14 protein-coding genes are annotated in these 15,475 nt (G+C 57.1%); 5 read left to right on the forward strand and 9 right to left on the reverse strand.

Going from position 1 to position 15,475, the window contains the following annotated elements:
- Positions 1 to 5: 5 nt before the first annotated feature.
- A complete protein-coding gene (locus tag DWQ09_11375; protein ID KAA3627759.1) occupies positions 6 to 968 on the forward strand; it encodes a diguanylate cyclase in 963 nt (320 codons plus the stop codon).
- 58 nt (positions 969 to 1,026) lie between these two features.
- On the opposite strand, the gene phbB is transcribed toward DWQ09_11375, so the two are convergent.
- The 4 genes from phbB to phaR all read right to left on the reverse strand — a co-directional run bounded on the left by phbB (position 1,027) and on the right by phaR (position 4,376).
- Positions 1,027 to 1,770, reverse strand: coding sequence for an acetoacetyl-CoA reductase (phbB, locus tag DWQ09_11380; GenBank protein KAA3627760.1), 744 nt, complete (start codon positions 1,768 to 1,770; stop codon positions 1,027 to 1,029).
- A gap of 46 nt (positions 1,771 to 1,816) precedes the next feature.
- Positions 1,817 to 2,995 (reverse strand): acetyl-CoA C-acetyltransferase, encoded by a 1,179-nt coding sequence (locus DWQ09_11385; GenBank protein KAA3627761.1) that lies wholly within the window; start codon positions 2,993 to 2,995, stop codon positions 1,817 to 1,819.
- A 213-nt stretch (positions 2,996 to 3,208) separates the two neighbouring features.
- On the reverse strand, positions 3,209 to 3,646 hold the full coding sequence (locus DWQ09_11390) for a phasin family protein (GenBank protein ID KAA3627762.1): 438 nt from the start codon (positions 3,644 to 3,646) through the stop codon (positions 3,209 to 3,211).
- Positions 3,647 to 3,869: 223 nt separating this feature from the next.
- Positions 3,870 to 4,376, reverse strand: coding sequence for a polyhydroxyalkanoate synthesis repressor PhaR (phaR, locus tag DWQ09_11395; protein ID KAA3628013.1), 507 nt, complete (start codon positions 4,374 to 4,376; stop codon positions 3,870 to 3,872).
- 570 nt (positions 4,377 to 4,946) lie between these two features.
- Here phaR and nifJ point away from each other — a divergent pair.
- Complete coding sequence (gene nifJ, locus DWQ09_11400) at positions 4,947 to 8,540, forward strand: pyruvate:ferredoxin (flavodoxin) oxidoreductase (protein KAA3627763.1); 3,594 nt, start codon at positions 4,947 to 4,949, stop codon at positions 8,538 to 8,540.
- 112 nt (positions 8,541 to 8,652) lie between these two features.
- Complete coding sequence (locus DWQ09_11405) at positions 8,653 to 9,663, forward strand: dihydroorotate dehydrogenase-like protein (GenBank protein KAA3627764.1); 1,011 nt, start codon at positions 8,653 to 8,655, stop codon at positions 9,661 to 9,663.
- A 33-nt stretch (positions 9,664 to 9,696) separates the two neighbouring features.
- On the opposite strand, the gene DWQ09_11410 is transcribed toward DWQ09_11405, so the two are convergent.
- The 3 genes from DWQ09_11410 to DWQ09_11420 are packed head-to-tail and all read right to left on the reverse strand — an operon-like array spanning position 9,697 to position 12,192.
- Positions 9,697 to 10,518 carry a DUF3108 domain-containing protein gene (locus DWQ09_11410; GenBank protein KAA3627765.1) on the reverse strand — a complete coding sequence of 274 codons (822 nt, stop codon included), beginning with the start codon at positions 10,516 to 10,518 and terminating at the stop codon, positions 9,697 to 9,699.
- The gene (locus DWQ09_11415; protein KAA3627766.1) at positions 10,466 to 11,122 is read right to left on the reverse strand and encodes a phosphoribosylglycinamide formyltransferase; all 657 of its coding nucleotides are present in this window, start codon (positions 11,120 to 11,122) and stop codon (positions 10,466 to 10,468) included. The genes DWQ09_11410 and DWQ09_11415 overlap by 53 nt, the downstream gene beginning before the upstream one ends.
- The gene (locus DWQ09_11420) at positions 11,119 to 12,192 is read right to left on the reverse strand and encodes a phosphoribosylformylglycinamidine cyclo-ligase (GenBank protein ID KAA3627767.1); all 1,074 of its coding nucleotides are present in this window, start codon (positions 12,190 to 12,192) and stop codon (positions 11,119 to 11,121) included. Before DWQ09_11420 ends, DWQ09_11415 begins: the two co-directional genes overlap by 4 nt.
- A gap of 295 nt (positions 12,193 to 12,487) precedes the next feature.
- On the opposite strand from DWQ09_11420, the gene DWQ09_11425 reads away from it, so the two are divergent.
- Both DWQ09_11425 and DWQ09_11430 read left to right on the forward strand, forming a co-directional pair.
- Entirely contained in the window at positions 12,488 to 13,585 is a 1,098-nt protein-coding gene (locus DWQ09_11425; GenBank protein KAA3627768.1) for a DUF2066 domain-containing protein, read from the forward strand.
- Positions 13,585 to 14,148, forward strand: a complete 564-nt coding sequence (locus DWQ09_11430) for a CDP-alcohol phosphatidyltransferase family protein (GenBank protein KAA3628014.1) — start codon at positions 13,585 to 13,587, stop codon at positions 14,146 to 14,148. The genes DWQ09_11425 and DWQ09_11430 overlap by 1 nt, the downstream gene beginning before the upstream one ends.
- On the opposite strand, the gene hda is transcribed toward DWQ09_11430, so the two are convergent.
- Positions 14,149 to 14,844, reverse strand: coding sequence for a DnaA regulatory inactivator Hda (gene hda / locus DWQ09_11435; GenBank protein KAA3627769.1), 696 nt, complete (start codon positions 14,842 to 14,844; stop codon positions 14,149 to 14,151).
- Positions 14,845 to 14,862: 18 nt separating this feature from the next.
- Positions 14,863 to 15,474: an NAD(P)H:quinone oxidoreductase gene (locus DWQ09_11440; GenBank protein KAA3627770.1), complete on the reverse strand. Its 612-nt coding sequence runs from the start codon at positions 15,472 to 15,474 to the stop codon at positions 14,863 to 14,865.
- Between the last annotated feature and the right edge of the window lies 1 nt (position 15,475).

Here is a 15,475-nt window from a genome sequence, read left to right on the forward strand (position 1 = left end):
GGGGGATGGAAAGCGATAAAATAGACATTCGAGAACTGCACTGGATGATGGATATGGTGCAGAGTATCGATGTCGGACTCATCGTCATTGATCGCGAGTATCGGATTTCCGTGTGGAACAGCTTCATGCAGAATCACAGTGGCAAGAGCGCTGAATCCGTTCAGGAGCGGACGTTGTTCGAGGTATTCCCAGAGTTGTCCAGAGAGTGGTTTCAGCGCAAGGCGGAGTCTGTGTTTCTTCTTAAAACGAAGGCTTTTACCACTTGGGAGCAGCGCCCCTTTCTGTTTCGCTTCAAAAGCTATCGGCCTATTACAGGCGCCGAGGAGTTCATGTATCAGAACGTGACCCTCAATCCGCTGGGATCTGCGACCGGTGAGGTCGATCACATCTGCATAATTCTTTACGACGTTACCGATATCGCCTCACACAAAAGGGATCTGGAGCTCGCCAATGCGGAACTGGCCAATCTTAGTCGCACCGACCGCCTGACCCGGCTCAACAATCGCGGGCACTGGGAAGAGAACTTGGTAGCTGAGTTCCAACGCTTCAAACGCTACGGAACAAAAAGCACCCTGGTTATGTTCGACATCGATTTCTTCAAAAAGATAAATGACACCTGCGGTCATCAGGCAGGTGATGAGGTGTTGAAGGTGATGGCCGATACTTTGCGCAAAAATATACGTACTACCGACATCGCCGGCCGCTACGGCGGCGAGGAGTTCGGTGTCATTCTCGCGGCAACCGATGTCGAAGGCGGAGTGTTTTTCGCAGAACGATTGCGAAAAAACGTTGAGAAATTGGTGGTGACCTACGAGGGGCAGGAGATCCGCTTTACGATTAGTCTGGGTATCGCTCCGGCAGACGAAGAGATGAAGGATTACAAGCAATGGTTGGAGTGTTCGGATCAGGCCCTTTACGCATCAAAACATGGGGGGCGTAATCGACTTACCATAGCCGGCCAAACGTAACGGACCGGCAGAGAAAAAAGGCGCACCAGCGTGCGCCTTTTTTTGGCCGGCGCTCCAATCAGAACATGTGCTGGCCACCATTGATGGCGAGATTGGAACCTGTGATAAATCCACCGTTCTCCTCGGCCAGGAACACGACAGCGCGGCCAATTTCTTCCGGTTTGCCCAAACGGCCAACCGGGATCTGGGCGACAATCTGTTCGCGTACCTTCTCGGGAATCGCCATTACCATCTCGGTACCGATATAGCCGGGCGAAATGGAGTTGACGGTGATGCCTTTGGCGGCACCCTCCTGAGCCAATGCCTTCGTTATGCCGTATATACCGGCCTTCGCCGCCGAGTAGTTGGCCTGACCGAATTGACCTTTCTGACCGTTGACCGATGAGATGTTAACGATGCGGCCGTATCCGCGTTCCAGCATTCCATTCCAAACCTGAGCGGTGACGTTGTAAACACTGTTCAGATTGGTGTCGATGACAGCGTGCCACTGCTCGGGGCTCATCTTCTTGAAGGTGCCGTCGCGAGTGATACCCGCATTATTGACCAGAATGTCGACCGGCCCGAGTTGTTTTTCGACCTGCTCGGCCATGGCCTTGCAGGATGCGACGTCCGTCACATCGCCTGGCACGATCATCATGTCAAAGCCATCGGCCTTCATCTTTGCCTGCCAGGCCTGGGCTTTCTCGGCTTCGGCCGGGAAATAGTTGGCAGCCACCTTGGCGCCGCCTTTTGCCAGCTCGATGCAGACCGCGGTGCCTATACCGCCGATACCACCAGTAACCAGTGCTACTTTGCCTTGCATATCGCTACTCCTCGTCTGTGTTGCTTGTTAGCTTGATGTTGGGGGATTAACGCTCGACGGCAATGGCGACACCCTGTCCACCGCCGATGCACAGCGTTGCCAGACCCTTCTTGGCATCGCGTTTGATCATCTCGTGGAGCAGTGTCACAAAGACGCGACAGCCCGAGGCGCCGATGGGATGGCCCAGCGCAATAGCGCCTCCGTTGACGTTGACTTTATCGGGATCCCACTCCATACCGCGATTGACGGCTATGGCCTGTGCTGCGAAGGCTTCATTGGCCTCGACAAGATCCAGATCCGATACGTTCCAGCCCGCCTTTTTCAGGCACAACTGTGAAGCGGGAATCGGGCCGGTACCCATAATGGCCGGATCAACACCAGCGCTGCTGTACGCGGCGACGCGTGCCAGAGGCTCCAGACCCAGTTGGCGCGCCCGCTCGGCGCCCATTACCACAACCGCCGCGGCCCCATCGTTCAGCCCGGAAGCGTTGCCCGCCGTTACGGTGCCGTCTTTTTTGAATGCCGGCCGCAGTTTGCCGAGGCTCTCTACCGTGGCTCCGAAGCGTGGGAATTCGTCGGTTCCGAAGATGATGGGGTCGCCTTTACGCTGCGGAATTTCGATCGGCAAGATCTCATCGGTAAAGCGGCCGGCTTTGATCGCGGCCTCAGCTTTCTGCTGTGAAGCCGCGGCGAAGACATCCTGTTCTTCGCGCCCGATGGCAAATTTTTCGGCGACGTTCTCCGCCGTGATGCCCATATGGTAAGCATGAAAGGCATCCTGGAGGCCGTCTACGATCATGGTATCGATCAACGACCAATCCCCCATCCGCGCCCCATTGCGTGAGTTGGGTAGAACATGTGCCGAGGCGCTCATGTTTTCCTGTCCGCCGGCGATGATCACATCAGCGTCGCCACAGCGAATAGCCTGTGCAGCCAGGTGAATCGCTTTCAGGCCGCTGCCACATACCTTGTTGATCGTCAGGGCAGGCACACCATGGGGGAGTCCACCATGAATCGCCGCCTGACGTGCCGGGTTCTGCCCACTGCCTGCGGCAAGTACCTGTCCGAGGATAATCTCATCCACCTGTTCAGGGCTGAGACCGGTCTTGCGCATCAAGCCGCTGATAACATGGGCGCCGAGGGCGCTGGCGCTGAGACTCGCGAGTGTGCCGCCGAAACTGCCAATAGCGGTTCGCGTGGCCGCGACAATTACTACATCTTGCATGAACTGCCTCCAAAAGTTGTTGGCACCGAGAGGATGTGACACCGACCACCCACCGCCTCCCATGTTGGGTGGGCGAAGAACATCGGCCGAAAAACGAGGCGGCCACTATACGTCGAAGTATGGTGGTATCGCCACCTCTGGGCCCATCGAATCGCATAAAGAAAACCCCCTCATTGAGGGGGTTTTCCATGTCACGCGATCGCTACTTGCCGCTCAGGCGGCTTTCTTTGGCGTAGCGCCCTTCTTAGTGCTGCCGGTGGCGGTCTTGACACCCTCTTCCACCTTCACTGCAACTGCCTTGAAACCCTCTTCGATCCTGGTGCTGGCAGACTTGAAGTTCTCCTCAGCCAGAGCGTTCAGTTCGGCTTGCGCCTCCAGCATGATCTCCAGGGCGGCCTGTGCCTGACCCTGAAGCTTGCTGGTGTAATCGGCAGCCAAAGCGGACTGTTTTTGCAGCAGATCCTGCAAGGACTTGATTTCACCAAAAGACTGACTCTGCTTGACCCCCTCCTGGATGCTTTCGCTAACCAGGGTCAGTTGCTGTTTGGTCAAGCGCTCCATCGCACGCGAGGTGATCTGATTCATTCTCACCACCGGCGCCAGGGCGGCCTGGTTCACTTCTTTCCAATTCTCAAACATTTCGTTCTGCATGACATGCTCCTCGAATTAACAACCCACCCGTTAGGGGATTACGTTTGTGCGCTGCACAAATGGTGCTATGCAGCATAGGCAGAGAGGGTCTCCATGTCAAGCGTCTAGCCACCTTGTGTGTATGAATTTTTTGTGAGGATGGCGAAAGTATCAGGGAAACTTGGTGCAGTGCAGAATACTGATCGGGAGGACCTATGGATGGGGTGGTGCGGAAGGGATCAACTCAACGGTCTTTTTTACCAGAGACCTTGTCGTTCGGTGTTTCGTTGTGAGAGGGGTCGTTCTTACCTGTCGCTGAGGCGAAGAAATTCTCCTGCATCTTCTGCCAAAGCGCCAGGTTGCGGTCAGCCATTTCGCTCATGACCGCCATGGGGGTTCGGCTCATAAGATCGGTCATCTGGTCACGGAGAATGTGTTGTTGCTCCATGAACATCTCCATGCTTTTCTCCAGGTAACTGCTCATCACACTCTGCAGATTGTCTCCATAGAAACGGATGATTTTGGTCAACATATCGGTGGAAAAAATGGGAGAACCTTCATCTTCCTGCTCGGAAATGATCTGCAGGAGGATATTGCGGGTGATCGCCTCGCCGCTCTTGGCATCGACAACCTGAAACTCGACGTTGTCCATGACCAACTGTTTCACGTCGGCCAGGGTGATGTAGCTACTGATCGCAGTGTCGTAAAGACGGCGATTGGGATACTTCTTGATAGTCCGGATTTCGCTCATGGATTCGCTCATAGAATAGGGATACATATCCTGCAAGTGACGCTGCTGACTGACGATGCGCGACTTCTGATCGAAGTTACCCCCAGTAAGTGGAATGTTATCAGAACGTCGGCACAGGCGGCAAAAAATTGTGCGTTGCGACAGTAGTTTGGAGGCGGGAGGGGAGCGGGAACCGGTCAGGCGCTTTGGCTGGAGCGTCAGTCGCAATAGGGGTGTGAACGCGGTTTGTTCAAGGTTTGAAAATGCTCCGATTGGTGGGGCAGTCGAGCTATTCCGTAGGGTCAATAAATTGCTTATTTAATAGATTAATCAATAGGATAATAGCTTGTTGCGACGCAATAATAGGGCATGCTAGACTTACTCGAAGGTGGATTCCGGTCTTGCCGGATCTCACCGTCCTCGGGGGAGGGTTAAGTCGAAGGTTTTACCCGGAGTACTGCTGCTTCGCGCTGTCACATGGGCAAGAGAAGCGCGCTGCACAATGGCAGTCCGGCGTTTTCCGTTGTATGCCATATCCCCGTGTAACACAATCAACACATAACTCGGTAAAACCGCCGCGAGGGGATTTCTATGGCCACCGTTAACAAGATCACGTTGGAGGGTAATGAGGCGGCAGCCGCCATTGCACACCTTTGCAGTGATGTCATCGCTATCTATCCCATAACTCCGTCCTCGGCAATGGGGGAGTTCTGCGACGCATGGTCGGCCGAAGGCCGGGGCAACCTGTGGGGCAGCGTTCCTGAGGTGATCGAGATGCAGAGCGAAGCGGGTGCGGCAGGTGCCATTCATGGCGCGCTGCAAACTGGTGCACTGGCGACCACCTTCACCGCCTCGCAGGGGTTGCTGCTGATGATCCCGAATATGTACAAGATCTCGGGTGAACTGACATCGGCGGTGATGCACGTCTCCGCGCGCGCGCTGGCGGCGCACGCCCTCTCCATTTTTGGTGATCATAGCGACGTGATGTCAGTGCGCTCGACCGGCTGGGCGCTGTTGGCTTCCAACTCCGTGCAGGAGGTGATGGACCTTGCCCTGGTTGCTCATGCGGCCACACTGGAAGCCCGCATGCCGATTCTCCATTTTTTTGATGGCTTCCGCACTTCGCATGAGGTGAGCAAGATCGATGAGGTCGGCAGAGACGTGGTGCGTGCAATGATTCGTGACGACCTTGTCCAAGCCCATCGCGCACGCGGTTTGTCTCCCGAGCGCCCGGTTATCCGCGGTACGGCGCAAAACCCTGATGTCTATTTCCAGGCCCGTGAGGCATCCAATCCCTATTACGCGAAGATGCCGGCCATCGTCCAGAAGACGATGGACAGATTTGCCGAGTTGACAGGCCGCCAGTATCACCTGTTCGATTATTTCGGTGCAGCTGATGCCGAGCGGGTGATCGTCATGATGGGCTCGGGCGCTGAGGCGGTCGAGGAGGTAGTCGAGACGCTCAACGATCAGGGCGCAAAGGTGGGTCTGCTCAAGGTGCGGCTCTATCGGCCTTTTGCAACGCAGGCATTTCTTGCCGCACTGCCCGCAACGGTCAAGCGGATCGCTGTGCTCGATCGCAATAAAGAGCCGGGTGCTGATGGTGAACCGCTATACAAGGATGTGGTAACGGCGTTGGCCACCGACCTTACCGGCGCCGCACCTCGATTCAGCACTCTACCGCGCATAGTGGGTGGCCGTTATGGATTGGCATCAAAAGAGTTCAATCCCCAGATGATCAAGGGCATCTACGATGAATTGGCCAAAGAGGCGCCCAAGAACGACTTCACCGTGGGTATCATCGATGATGTTTGCTACACCAGCCTCGAAATAGATGCCGATTTCCAGGTCGATAACGTCGAAGGCCTGACCCGTGCTGTCTTTTACGGTCTGGGATCGGACGGCACGGTGAGCGCCAACAAGAACACCATCAAGATCATCGGCGAAGAGACCGATCTGTACGCCCAGGGGTACTTTGTCTACGACTCGAAAAAGGCGGGCGCCGTAACGGTGTCGCACCTGCGTTTCAGTCCCAGGAAGATTCGTTCCAGCTACCTGATCAGCGACAACGAAGCCAACTTTGTTGCGTGCCATCAACCAGGCTTCCTGGAGCGGTATCCGATGCTCGACAAAGCGGCTCAAGGCGCGGTGTTTTTGCTTAACTCCCCTGTCGGCCCTGAGGCGGTATGGAATACCTTGCCGCGCCGCATGCAGCAACAGATTATCGACAAGCAGATCAGCTTCTATACGATCGATGCGATTGCCGTGGCTCGTGAAACCGGTATGGGGGCACGCATCAACACTGTGATGCAGACGTGCTTTTTCGCCATCTCGGGCATTCTGCCCAAAGATCAGGCCATCGCTTCAATCAAGCACGCGGTCGAGAAGACTTATGGCACCAAGGGCAAGGCGATCGTTGAGCGCAACTTTGCAGCTATCGACACGACATTGGCCCGCATGTTCCAGGTTGAGGTTCCGGATGCCGTCACCAGCACCATGGAACTGACGCCACCGGTTTCTGACAAGGCGCCGGATTTCGTCAAGAAGGTGACGGGCGAGCTGATTGCCGGTCGCGGTGATGCCTTGCCGGTGAGTCTGATCCCGATCGATGGGACGTTCCCTGTCGGGACAGCACGCTGGGACAAGCGCAACCTGGCATTGGAAATTCCGGTCTGGGAGGAGGATCTGTGCATCTTTTGCGGCAAATGTGCCATGGTCTGCCCGCACTCGGCCATTCGTTGCAAGGTCTTTCAGGCGGACGACGTGGCGAATGCCCCGCAGACCTTCAAGTACACCGAGGTAAAGGGCAAGGAGTTCGACGAGGGTACGCTGATTACCTATCAGGTGTTTCCGGAGGATTGCACCGGTTGCACCTTATGCGTGGATATCTGCCCTGCCAAGAGCAAAGAGAACACTTCGTTCAAGGCGCTCAATATGGCACCGCAAGCCCCGCTGCGTGAGCAGGAGACTGAGAATCTGGAGTTTTTCTACACCCTGCCGAGTTTCGACCGCACTCAGGTGCGCCCCAATACGCTGAAGAGTGCAATGCTGTTCGATACGCTCTTTGAGACCTCGGGCGCCTGTGTCGGCTGCGGTGAAACCCCCTATGTGAAGCTGGTCAGCCAGTTGTTCGGGGACCGCGCTATTGTCGCCAACGCTACCGGCTGCTCCTCCATCTATGGTGGGAATCTGCCGAGCACGCCGTGGGCTGCAAACGCCGATGGGCGCGGCGTCGCTTGGTCTAATTCACTCTTTGAGGACAACGCGGAATTTGGACTGGGCTTCCGATTGACGATCGATAAGCAGCGCGAGTATGCGAACGAACTGATACAGACACTGGCAGACCAGATCGGCGCGGAACTGATCGACGGGCTGCTCAACGCGGATCAGTCCGATGAAGCCGGTATCCATGAGCAACGCGAGCGGGTGGCCGAGCTCAAGTCGAAGATTCAGGGCATCGATCGGCCTGAGGCTCGCGAGCTGGAGAGCGTTGCAGACATGCTGGTCAAGAAGAGCGTCTGGATCATCGGCGGGGATGGCTGGGCCTACGACATCGGTTTCAACGGCCTCGACCACACTATGGCCTCCGGTCGCAATGTCAACATTCTGGTGCTCGACACCGAGGTCTATTCCAATACCGGTGGTCAGGCCTCGAAGGCGACGCCGATCGGGGCCGTGGCAAAATTCGCCATGGGCGGTAAGGAGTTGGGCAAGAAAGATATCGTCCAGATTGCCATGAGCTATGGTCATGTCTACGTGGCGCAGGTGGCCTATGGCGCGAAAGATGTGCAAACGCTCAAGGCGTTTCTCGAGGCGGAGGCCTATGATGGGCCGTCGCTGATCATTGCCTATTCACCCTGTGTCGAGCATGGTGTGCCGATGGCGCAGAATCACCAACAGCAGGAGCTGGCGGTCAACACCGGACACTGGAACCTGTTGCGCTACGATCCGCGGCGCCTCAAAGAGGGCAAGAACCCCCTGCAACTCGATTCCAAGAAACCCTCCATACCGCTCAAGGAGTTTGTGGGTTCCGAGACGCGCTTCAGCATGTTGTGGCGGACCGATGCCGAAAAGGCGGATAGATTGCTGGGTATCAGCCAACGCAAGGTCGAGGACCGCTATCATTACTACGAGCAGCTGGCCGGACTCGACTACGGTAATGAGGAGGAAGAGGCGCCCAATTAGCCGATTCCCGCGAGCTGGTTGGTGCACAGCACTAAGGTAGAGCGGCGCCCGCGCCAAGCGTGCCGGTTCTGCTGCGTATAACGAAAGACCCATCCGTGAGAGGGCATAACTTATGAATCTGAGCACCAAGTACTTGGGGCTAACCCTAGAGAATCCACTGGTCGTCTCGGCCTCTCCTTTGTCGCGCAGTCTCGACGACACCAAGAAACTGGAGGAGGCCGGGGCCGCCGCTGTCGTAATGTACTCCTTTTTTGAAGAGGAGTTGCTCAACGAGCAGGAGAGAATCGATTTTTTCCTTGCGCATCAAGAGTTCGGCAATCCTGAATCGAGTACCCGGCTTGGCATCCCCGACAGTTACCGCACCGGCCTCGACGAATATCTGGAGCAGCTGGCTGCGCTCAAAAAGAACTTGAGCATTCCGGTTATCGCCAGCCTCAATGGTGTTTCCACGACCGGCTGGGTGCGGCATGGCAAGCAGTTGCAGGAGGCGGGCGCCGATGCACTTGAGCTGAATGCCTATTACATCGCCGCCAATACCGAGGAGACCGGCGTCGAGGTGGAGATGCAGTACGTCGAGTTGCTCAAGGAGCTGCGCAAGGAAGTTTCCATTCCGGTAGCCATGAAAATTTCGCCGCAATTCAGTTCCATCGCCAATATGGCGCGGCGCCTGGAACAGGCCGGGGCGGATGGGTTGGTCATGTTCAATCGGTTTTACCAACCCGATATCGACCTTGAGACGCTGGCGGTGACGCCGGTTTTGCGCCTTTCAAACTCCGAGGAGTTGCCGTTGGCGATACGTTGGGTAGCCCTTTTATACGGAAGACTCAATCTCTCATTTGCCGTCACCGGCGGGGTGCATAGCCATGAGGATGTGTTGAAGGCACTACTCGCGGGCGCCAACGTGGCGCAGCTTTGCAGCGTGCTGCTCAAGCACGGTCCCGGTAAGATCACCGAGATCCTCGACGGATTGCGCAACTGGTTGCAGGAACGGGAGTATGAGTCGCTGGCGCAGCTGATCGGCAGCGTAAGTCAAAAGCACACGGACAAGCCTACCGATTTTGAGCGGTCAAACTATATGCGGGTACTCGATACCTTTACGGTGCCGCGCGGGGTGTGGTCTTGATTTGATATGGCAGAGCCGACACGGCTCTGTTTCTTATTTGCGGGACGGTACTTCGCCCACGGTGATCTTGCGCAGGCTTAGGCGGGCGTGTTCCGCGCCTTTGCGATATTGCACGATCCGTACCGGCGCATAGCCCCACTGCGGTGCGCACCAGAACTCGGTGTAGCGTTCGGCGTGGCCTCGATCACGTTTGATGCGGATCGTTTCCACGAGTCCAAGGGGCGTCTCGATGGTCTCGCGGCCTGCAACCTTGAAGTGATAATCCTTGAGTGTCCCGCCATCGGCGATGTGATAGTTCATCGCTTGCCTGCCCTGATCGAGATCAAGCATCAACGCCAGCTGAACCGCCAGTTTGTCCAAAGTGCCGGAGGGAATAGCCATCACCCACGGATCTTCGTTGATCGTATTGATGACCTGCGCTTTAAGCCAGTCGAACTCGAGGAGCACCTCACGCTCCTTGCGCCCTGTGCGCCGGTAGATGTAGTGCGCGGGGCGGATCTGGTCGCTGGAAAAACTTCCTTCGCTACGCTCTTCGATGTTTCCACCCACCAGTCGCCCGATAAAGCCTGTGGCGCGGCTGGAGGAGGTGTAGCGGTAGGTCTGCTCGCCATAGTGTTCGAGAGTTAACCGCGTCTCCCCCACGATTGTCGTGCCGCTGCTCAATGTGTAAGTGGCGTCGAAAGGAATCAGGCTGGCGGCCAGAGTGAGATGGCCCGTTCCGAGCGCGAGCGCTGTGGTCGCTATCGTAATAAGCCGTCTGTTTAGCGGCACGGCAATCCCTCTCGAGTGTGACCGGACCAAATCAACCGGCAAAGACAGGGGGGGTCGCCAGGGGCAGACCGTCCAGCAGCACACGGTTTCCTGTCACGCGCAGGCGACCTTCCGCAAACCAGCGAACTGCTAGGGGGTATATAAGATGCTCCTGTGTGAGCACTCGGGCTGCGAGTGCATCCGCATCGTCACCGTTCAGGACCGGTACCTGGGCCTGCACCACCACGGGTCCTCCATCCAATTCGTTGGTGACGAAGTGCACACTGCAGCCGTGCACTGTATCGCCCGCCTCCAATGCACGCTGGTGAGTATGCAGGCCCCGATACTTGGGCAACAGCGAAGGGTGGATGTTGAGCATCCGATCCGCATAGTGATCGATGATGTCCTTGCCCAGAATGCGCATGAATCCTGCCAGGACCACCAACCGGGGGCTGAAGCGGTCAATCGCCTGCATCAGTGCCCGGTCGAAACTGTCGCGATCAGGGTGGTTCTCATGATCGATGATAACGGTTTCGATACCGGCCTTTATTGCGCGGTCTAATCCGGTTGCATGAGGGCGATTGCTGACGACCGCCACCAGATCAGCCGCAAGATTGCCTTGCCGGGCGGCGTCGATCAACGCCTGCAGATTGCTGCCCCGTCCTGAGATAAGGGCGACCACGCGGGTTGCCCCCTCTGCCGAGGTCATCGATAGACCACTTTAGGGTGTTCGCTGTCAGATGCCTCAACCGTGCCGATCAGGTGCGGGGTCTCGCCAAGTTCGCGCAGAGTCGTGAGAACGCCCTCGCAGTCGGCGGCGCTTACACAAACAATCATCCCTAATCCGCAATTGAAGGTGCGTAACATCTCCTCGTCGCTGATATCGCCCTGCGCTTGCAGCCACTCGAAAATCGGAAGCCGCGGAATTTTCTGCCGTTCGATGATGGCATTACAGCGATCCGGCAATACACGCGGTAAATTCTCTGTGATACCTCCCCCGGTAATGTGGGCAAGCGCATGTATCGGATGTTTGGCAAGGGTCGCCAGCAGTGACCGGACGTAGATCCGTGTCGGTTCCAGTAGTGTTTCGCCGAGCGTTCGCCCCGCAAAGGGTGCGCTCAGGTCGGCGCTACACACTTCGAGTATTTTACGGATCAGCGAATAACCGTTGGAGTGAGGTCCTGAGGACTCCAGCCCGATCAGGACATCGCCCGGTGCGACCCGGCTGCCATCGATAATGGCGTCGCGTTCGACTATCCCCACTGCGAAACCCGCCAGATCGTAGTCGCCGCTAGCGTACATGCCGGGCATCTCGGCGGTTTCGCCCCCGATCAGGGCGGCTCCTGCCAATTCGCACCCACGGCCGATGCCGCTGATTACCTGAGTGGCCGTCTCCAGATCAAGTTTTCCCGAAGCGTAATAGTCGAGGAAAAAGAGCGGTTCCGCGCCCTGCACCACGATGTCGTTGACACACATGGCCACCAGATCGATGCCCACCGTATCGTGCTTGCCGGTTTCAATGGCCAGGGCGAGCTTGGTTCCCACACCATCCGTACTTGAGACCAGGACGGGGTGACGGTAGCGCTCAAGGGGAAGTGCGAACAGTGCACCGAAACCACCGAGACCCGTCAGCACCTCAGGTCGTGCTGTGCGGGCGGCTATGGGTTTGATGCGATCGACAAACCGGTTTCCGGCATCAATATCGACACCAGCGTCGCGATAGCTGATTGAGGGCTTCTTCCGGGTGGGAGGGCTGCCTGATTTGTCTTCAGAACTCACTAGGGCTCCTGGCTGTTCGTTCAGTCGAATGGGACACGGGTGCGGCCCTGGTGACACAATCGGGCCGCGCACGATTATATGCTATCTTTATCCGGATTTCTCACCGGCCGGGGTTGCGGCGTAGTGGCGGTTTGCTGGCATATCTGGCCGGTTGCGTTTTGGCGATCGGGTTGCGCTGACTGAACTCGGATGGTGTGGATCGATAACCTTAGTTTGAGTCACATACTCGCCCGTAATTACTGTGTCATGATTGTAGCCTTCAACCACACCGGATCTTTGTTTAGTGAGTGCATGCATGAGTCGGTCTAAGGGTTTGCTGCTTACCTGGATGTGCCTGCTGCTGTTTAGCGGATCGCTCCAGGCGGGGAAGGTGGGGAATCTCTATCAGTCCACGGTGCCTGTTACCGGGCAGGATACCAATGAGCGTAGTGCGGCGATCGCGACAGCGTTGACTCAAGTGCTCATCAAGGTGACCGGGGAGTCGCGCCTGGAGGAGCGACCCGAAACGCGTGGGCTGCTAAGCGGTGCCTCCGGGTTTGTCCAACAGTATCGGTACGAGAAACGATCCCACCCCTCACCCTTGCCTGATCAGGCGCCAGTGGATGCGCTATACCTCCACGTTCAATTCGATAGCAATGCGATTAACGAGGCTCTGCGCAAACGTGGGTTGCCGGTCTGGGGCGATGTGCGTCCGAGCACCTTGATCTGGTTGGCAGTGGAACAGGGCGCGCAGCGTTATCTCGTGGCCGCCGATTCGGAACCTGGGATCGTCACCGAACTGCGGGAGGCGTCTGCCCGGAGAGGCATACCCATTCTTTTGCCGTTGCTCGACCTGGAAGATCAGGCAGCGCTCTCCGTCGCTGATGTGTGGGGTAATTTTCGGGCCTCTGTGCTCAAGGCTTCCGCGCGTTATCAGCCCGACGCGGTTCTCGTTGGGCGGATCTATCGCCAGAGTGACGGGCTTTGGGAGGCGGCCTGGGCTTTCTATCATGACGGGAACTCGTCAAGCTGGATCTCAAGCGGAGCGCTTTCATCGCAAGTGCTCGCTCAGGGATTGGAGGGTACTGCGGATCTGCTGGCGGCTCGATTCGCCCCTATCGGCTTGTCGCTTTCAGGGGGCGAATTTCTACTGCGCGTGGAAGCTGTCGACTCACTCGAGGATTATGCGCGACTCCATCGGTATTTGGGTGCGTTGCAACCCATAAAATCTCTTACTCCGGATAGGATTACGGCGGGTGAAGTACAGTTTCGAGTAACCCTGGAAGGGGATTATCGAATCCTCCAGCAAGTCATCGGATTGACCAATCAGCTGCAACCAATAGCTGCCGCTGGTGGCTCGGCATCCTTGGAGCAGCCGATCCTGCCAACCCTGCGCTATCGCTTGGTGCAATGATTTCGCGACGTGACATCCCCAACCTGCTGACGGTCCTGCGCATCTTGCTCGTCGGCCCTGTCATCTGGTTGCTCGCTGAAGAGCGCTATGGTCAGGCGTTGCTGGTGTTTGCCATAGCCGGTGTCTCTGATGGCCTGGATGGCTATTTGGCTAAACGCAACGGATGGATAACCAGGCTCGGATCGTTTCTCGATCCCTTGGCGGACAAGATGTTGTTGGTGGGCAGCTATGTGGCTTTAGGTTGGACGGGTCTGTTGCCGGTATGGCTGGTTCTGCTGATTTTGGGGCGCGATTTGGTGATCGTCAGCGGGGCATTGGCATTCCACTTACTTGTTGGGCGGTTCGAAGCGGAGCCCACGGCCATCAGCAAGATAAACACCTTCACTCAGATCGTGCTGGTGTTGTTGGTGGTGTCGGGAGAACTCGTCGCAGGGATTCCAACGACCGCTATCGAGGCGGTGACCTTCTGCGTCGTGGTTACGACGATTGCCAGCGGCGTGGGGTATGTCTGGGCATGGAGCCAGCGTGCGCATCGTGTGTCGAGGGAGGACAGGACTCGCTGATCAGTGCAACTGGTTCAGCGCCTGCCTTACAAAAGGAATCGTGAGACGGCGTTGCTCGACGAGCGATGCCTCGTCCAGTTGGTTCAATAGGTCGAACAGAACTCCCAGGTCGCGCGGATAACGCGATAACAGGAAACACCCCACCTCATCACTCAGTTCCAAACCTCGATTGCGCGCGCGTAATTGGAGCGCGCTCAAACGGGCGCTGTCGTCCAACAATCGCAGACGATACACAAGGCCAGCGTCGAGTCTTGAGCGCAGATCGGGAAGTCGGATTCCGAGTGCTTCGGGCGTATTGGAAGCGGCGACCACGATCTGCGTCGATTGCTCGCGGGCCGCGTTCACAAGATGAAACAAAGCGTGCTCCCATTGATCTGATCCGGCAACGCGGTGCAGGTCATCGATTGCGATGAGATCGAGGTGTTCAAGACCATTCAATGCTTCCGGTTGAAGAGATTCAGTCGTTGCGAAGGAGAGATAGACGGGGCTGAGCTGCAGGTCCGCGGCGAGATGGCAGGCGGCCTGTAACAGATGCGTCTTGCCGCTGCCCGTGCCGCCGTACAAAGCAAACAATCCGCTGTCGTTCTGCCCAATATGTTGCCTAAGAGTGGCAACGATCTCCTCATTAGGGCCAGTAAAAAAGGTGTCAAAGGTCGTCGAGTCAGGCAGCACTATGCCTAGAGGTAGCTGGCGCATGTTAAGCAGGGATTCCGCTCAATCGGTCCTGTCGACCGCACTGAGTGCCAGCGCGGTACGGGCCAGGCGCCTCCCCAGTGCATGGCACAGATCTCGCTCATCCGTGCTGAGCGAGATCCGTCCATCCTCTGGTGCGAAATGACTCGCACCGTAGGGCGTACCGCCGGTGGTGGTTCGATGCAGTGCCGGCTCTGTATAGGGGATTCCAAGCAATAACATACCCTGATGGAGTAGCGGCAACATCATTGACAAAAGCGTGCTCTCCTGGCCGCCATGCAAACTCGAGGAGGAGGTGAACACAGCGGCTGGTTTGCCTGCCAGGATACCCGAGAGCCAAAGCGTGCTCGTGCTGTCGATAAAGTATTTCAACGGCGCAGCCATATTGCCGAAGCGCGTCGGACTGCCGAGTGCAAGGCCGTGACACTCGCGGAGATCATCCAGATTGGCGTAGGGAGGACCCTGCAAAGGGATAGTGTCTTCGCTGGCTTCGCAGACCTGCGAGACCTCGGGTACGGTGCGCAACCTCGAGCGGACTCCCTTGATCTCGTCAACCCCACGCGCGATCTGGCGGGCCAGTTCCGCCGTGGCGCCCTTCCGACTGTAATAGAGAACCAGAACGCTTGTGCTCATG

This window comes from Pseudomonadota bacterium (assembly GCA_008501635.1).
GTDB lineage: Bacteria > Pseudomonadota > Gammaproteobacteria > QQUJ01 > QQUJ01 > QQUJ01.

What these genes read in the sequence shown, in the direction of transcription:
- DWQ09_11415 (KAA3627766.1), bottom strand. Translation starts at nt 11,122, where the DNA reads ATGACCTCGGCAGAGGGGGCAACCCGCGTGGTCGCCCTTATCTCAGGA.
- nifJ (KAA3627763.1), top strand. Translation starts at nt 4,947, where the DNA reads ATGGCCACCGTTAACAAGATCACGTTGGAGGGTAATGAGGCGGCAGCC.
- phbB (KAA3627760.1), bottom strand. Translation starts at nt 1,770, where the DNA reads ATGCAAGGCAAAGTAGCACTGGTTACTGGTGGTATCGGCGGTATAGGC.
- DWQ09_11425 (KAA3627768.1), top strand. Translation starts at nt 12,488, where the DNA reads ATGAGTCGGTCTAAGGGTTTGCTGCTTACCTGGATGTGCCTGCTGCTG.
- hda (KAA3627769.1), bottom strand. Translation starts at nt 14,844, where the DNA reads ATGCGCCAGCTACCTCTAGGCATAGTGCTGCCTGACTCGACGACCTTT.
- DWQ09_11390 (KAA3627762.1), bottom strand. Translation starts at nt 3,646, where the DNA reads ATGCAGAACGAAATGTTTGAGAATTGGAAAGAAGTGAACCAGGCCGCC.
- DWQ09_11375 (KAA3627759.1), top strand. Translation starts at nt 6, where the DNA reads ATGGAAAGCGATAAAATAGACATTCGAGAACTGCACTGGATGATGGAT.
- DWQ09_11385 (KAA3627761.1), bottom strand. Translation starts at nt 2,995, where the DNA reads ATGCAAGATGTAGTAATTGTCGCGGCCACGCGAACCGCTATTGGCAGT.
- phaR (KAA3628013.1), bottom strand. Translation starts at nt 4,376, where the DNA reads ATGAGCGAAATCCGGACTATCAAGAAGTATCCCAATCGCCGTCTTTAC.
- DWQ09_11440 (KAA3627770.1), bottom strand. Translation starts at nt 15,474, where the DNA reads ATGAGCACAAGCGTTCTGGTTCTCTATTACAGTCGGAAGGGCGCCACG.
- DWQ09_11405 (KAA3627764.1), top strand. Translation starts at nt 8,653, where the DNA reads ATGAATCTGAGCACCAAGTACTTGGGGCTAACCCTAGAGAATCCACTG.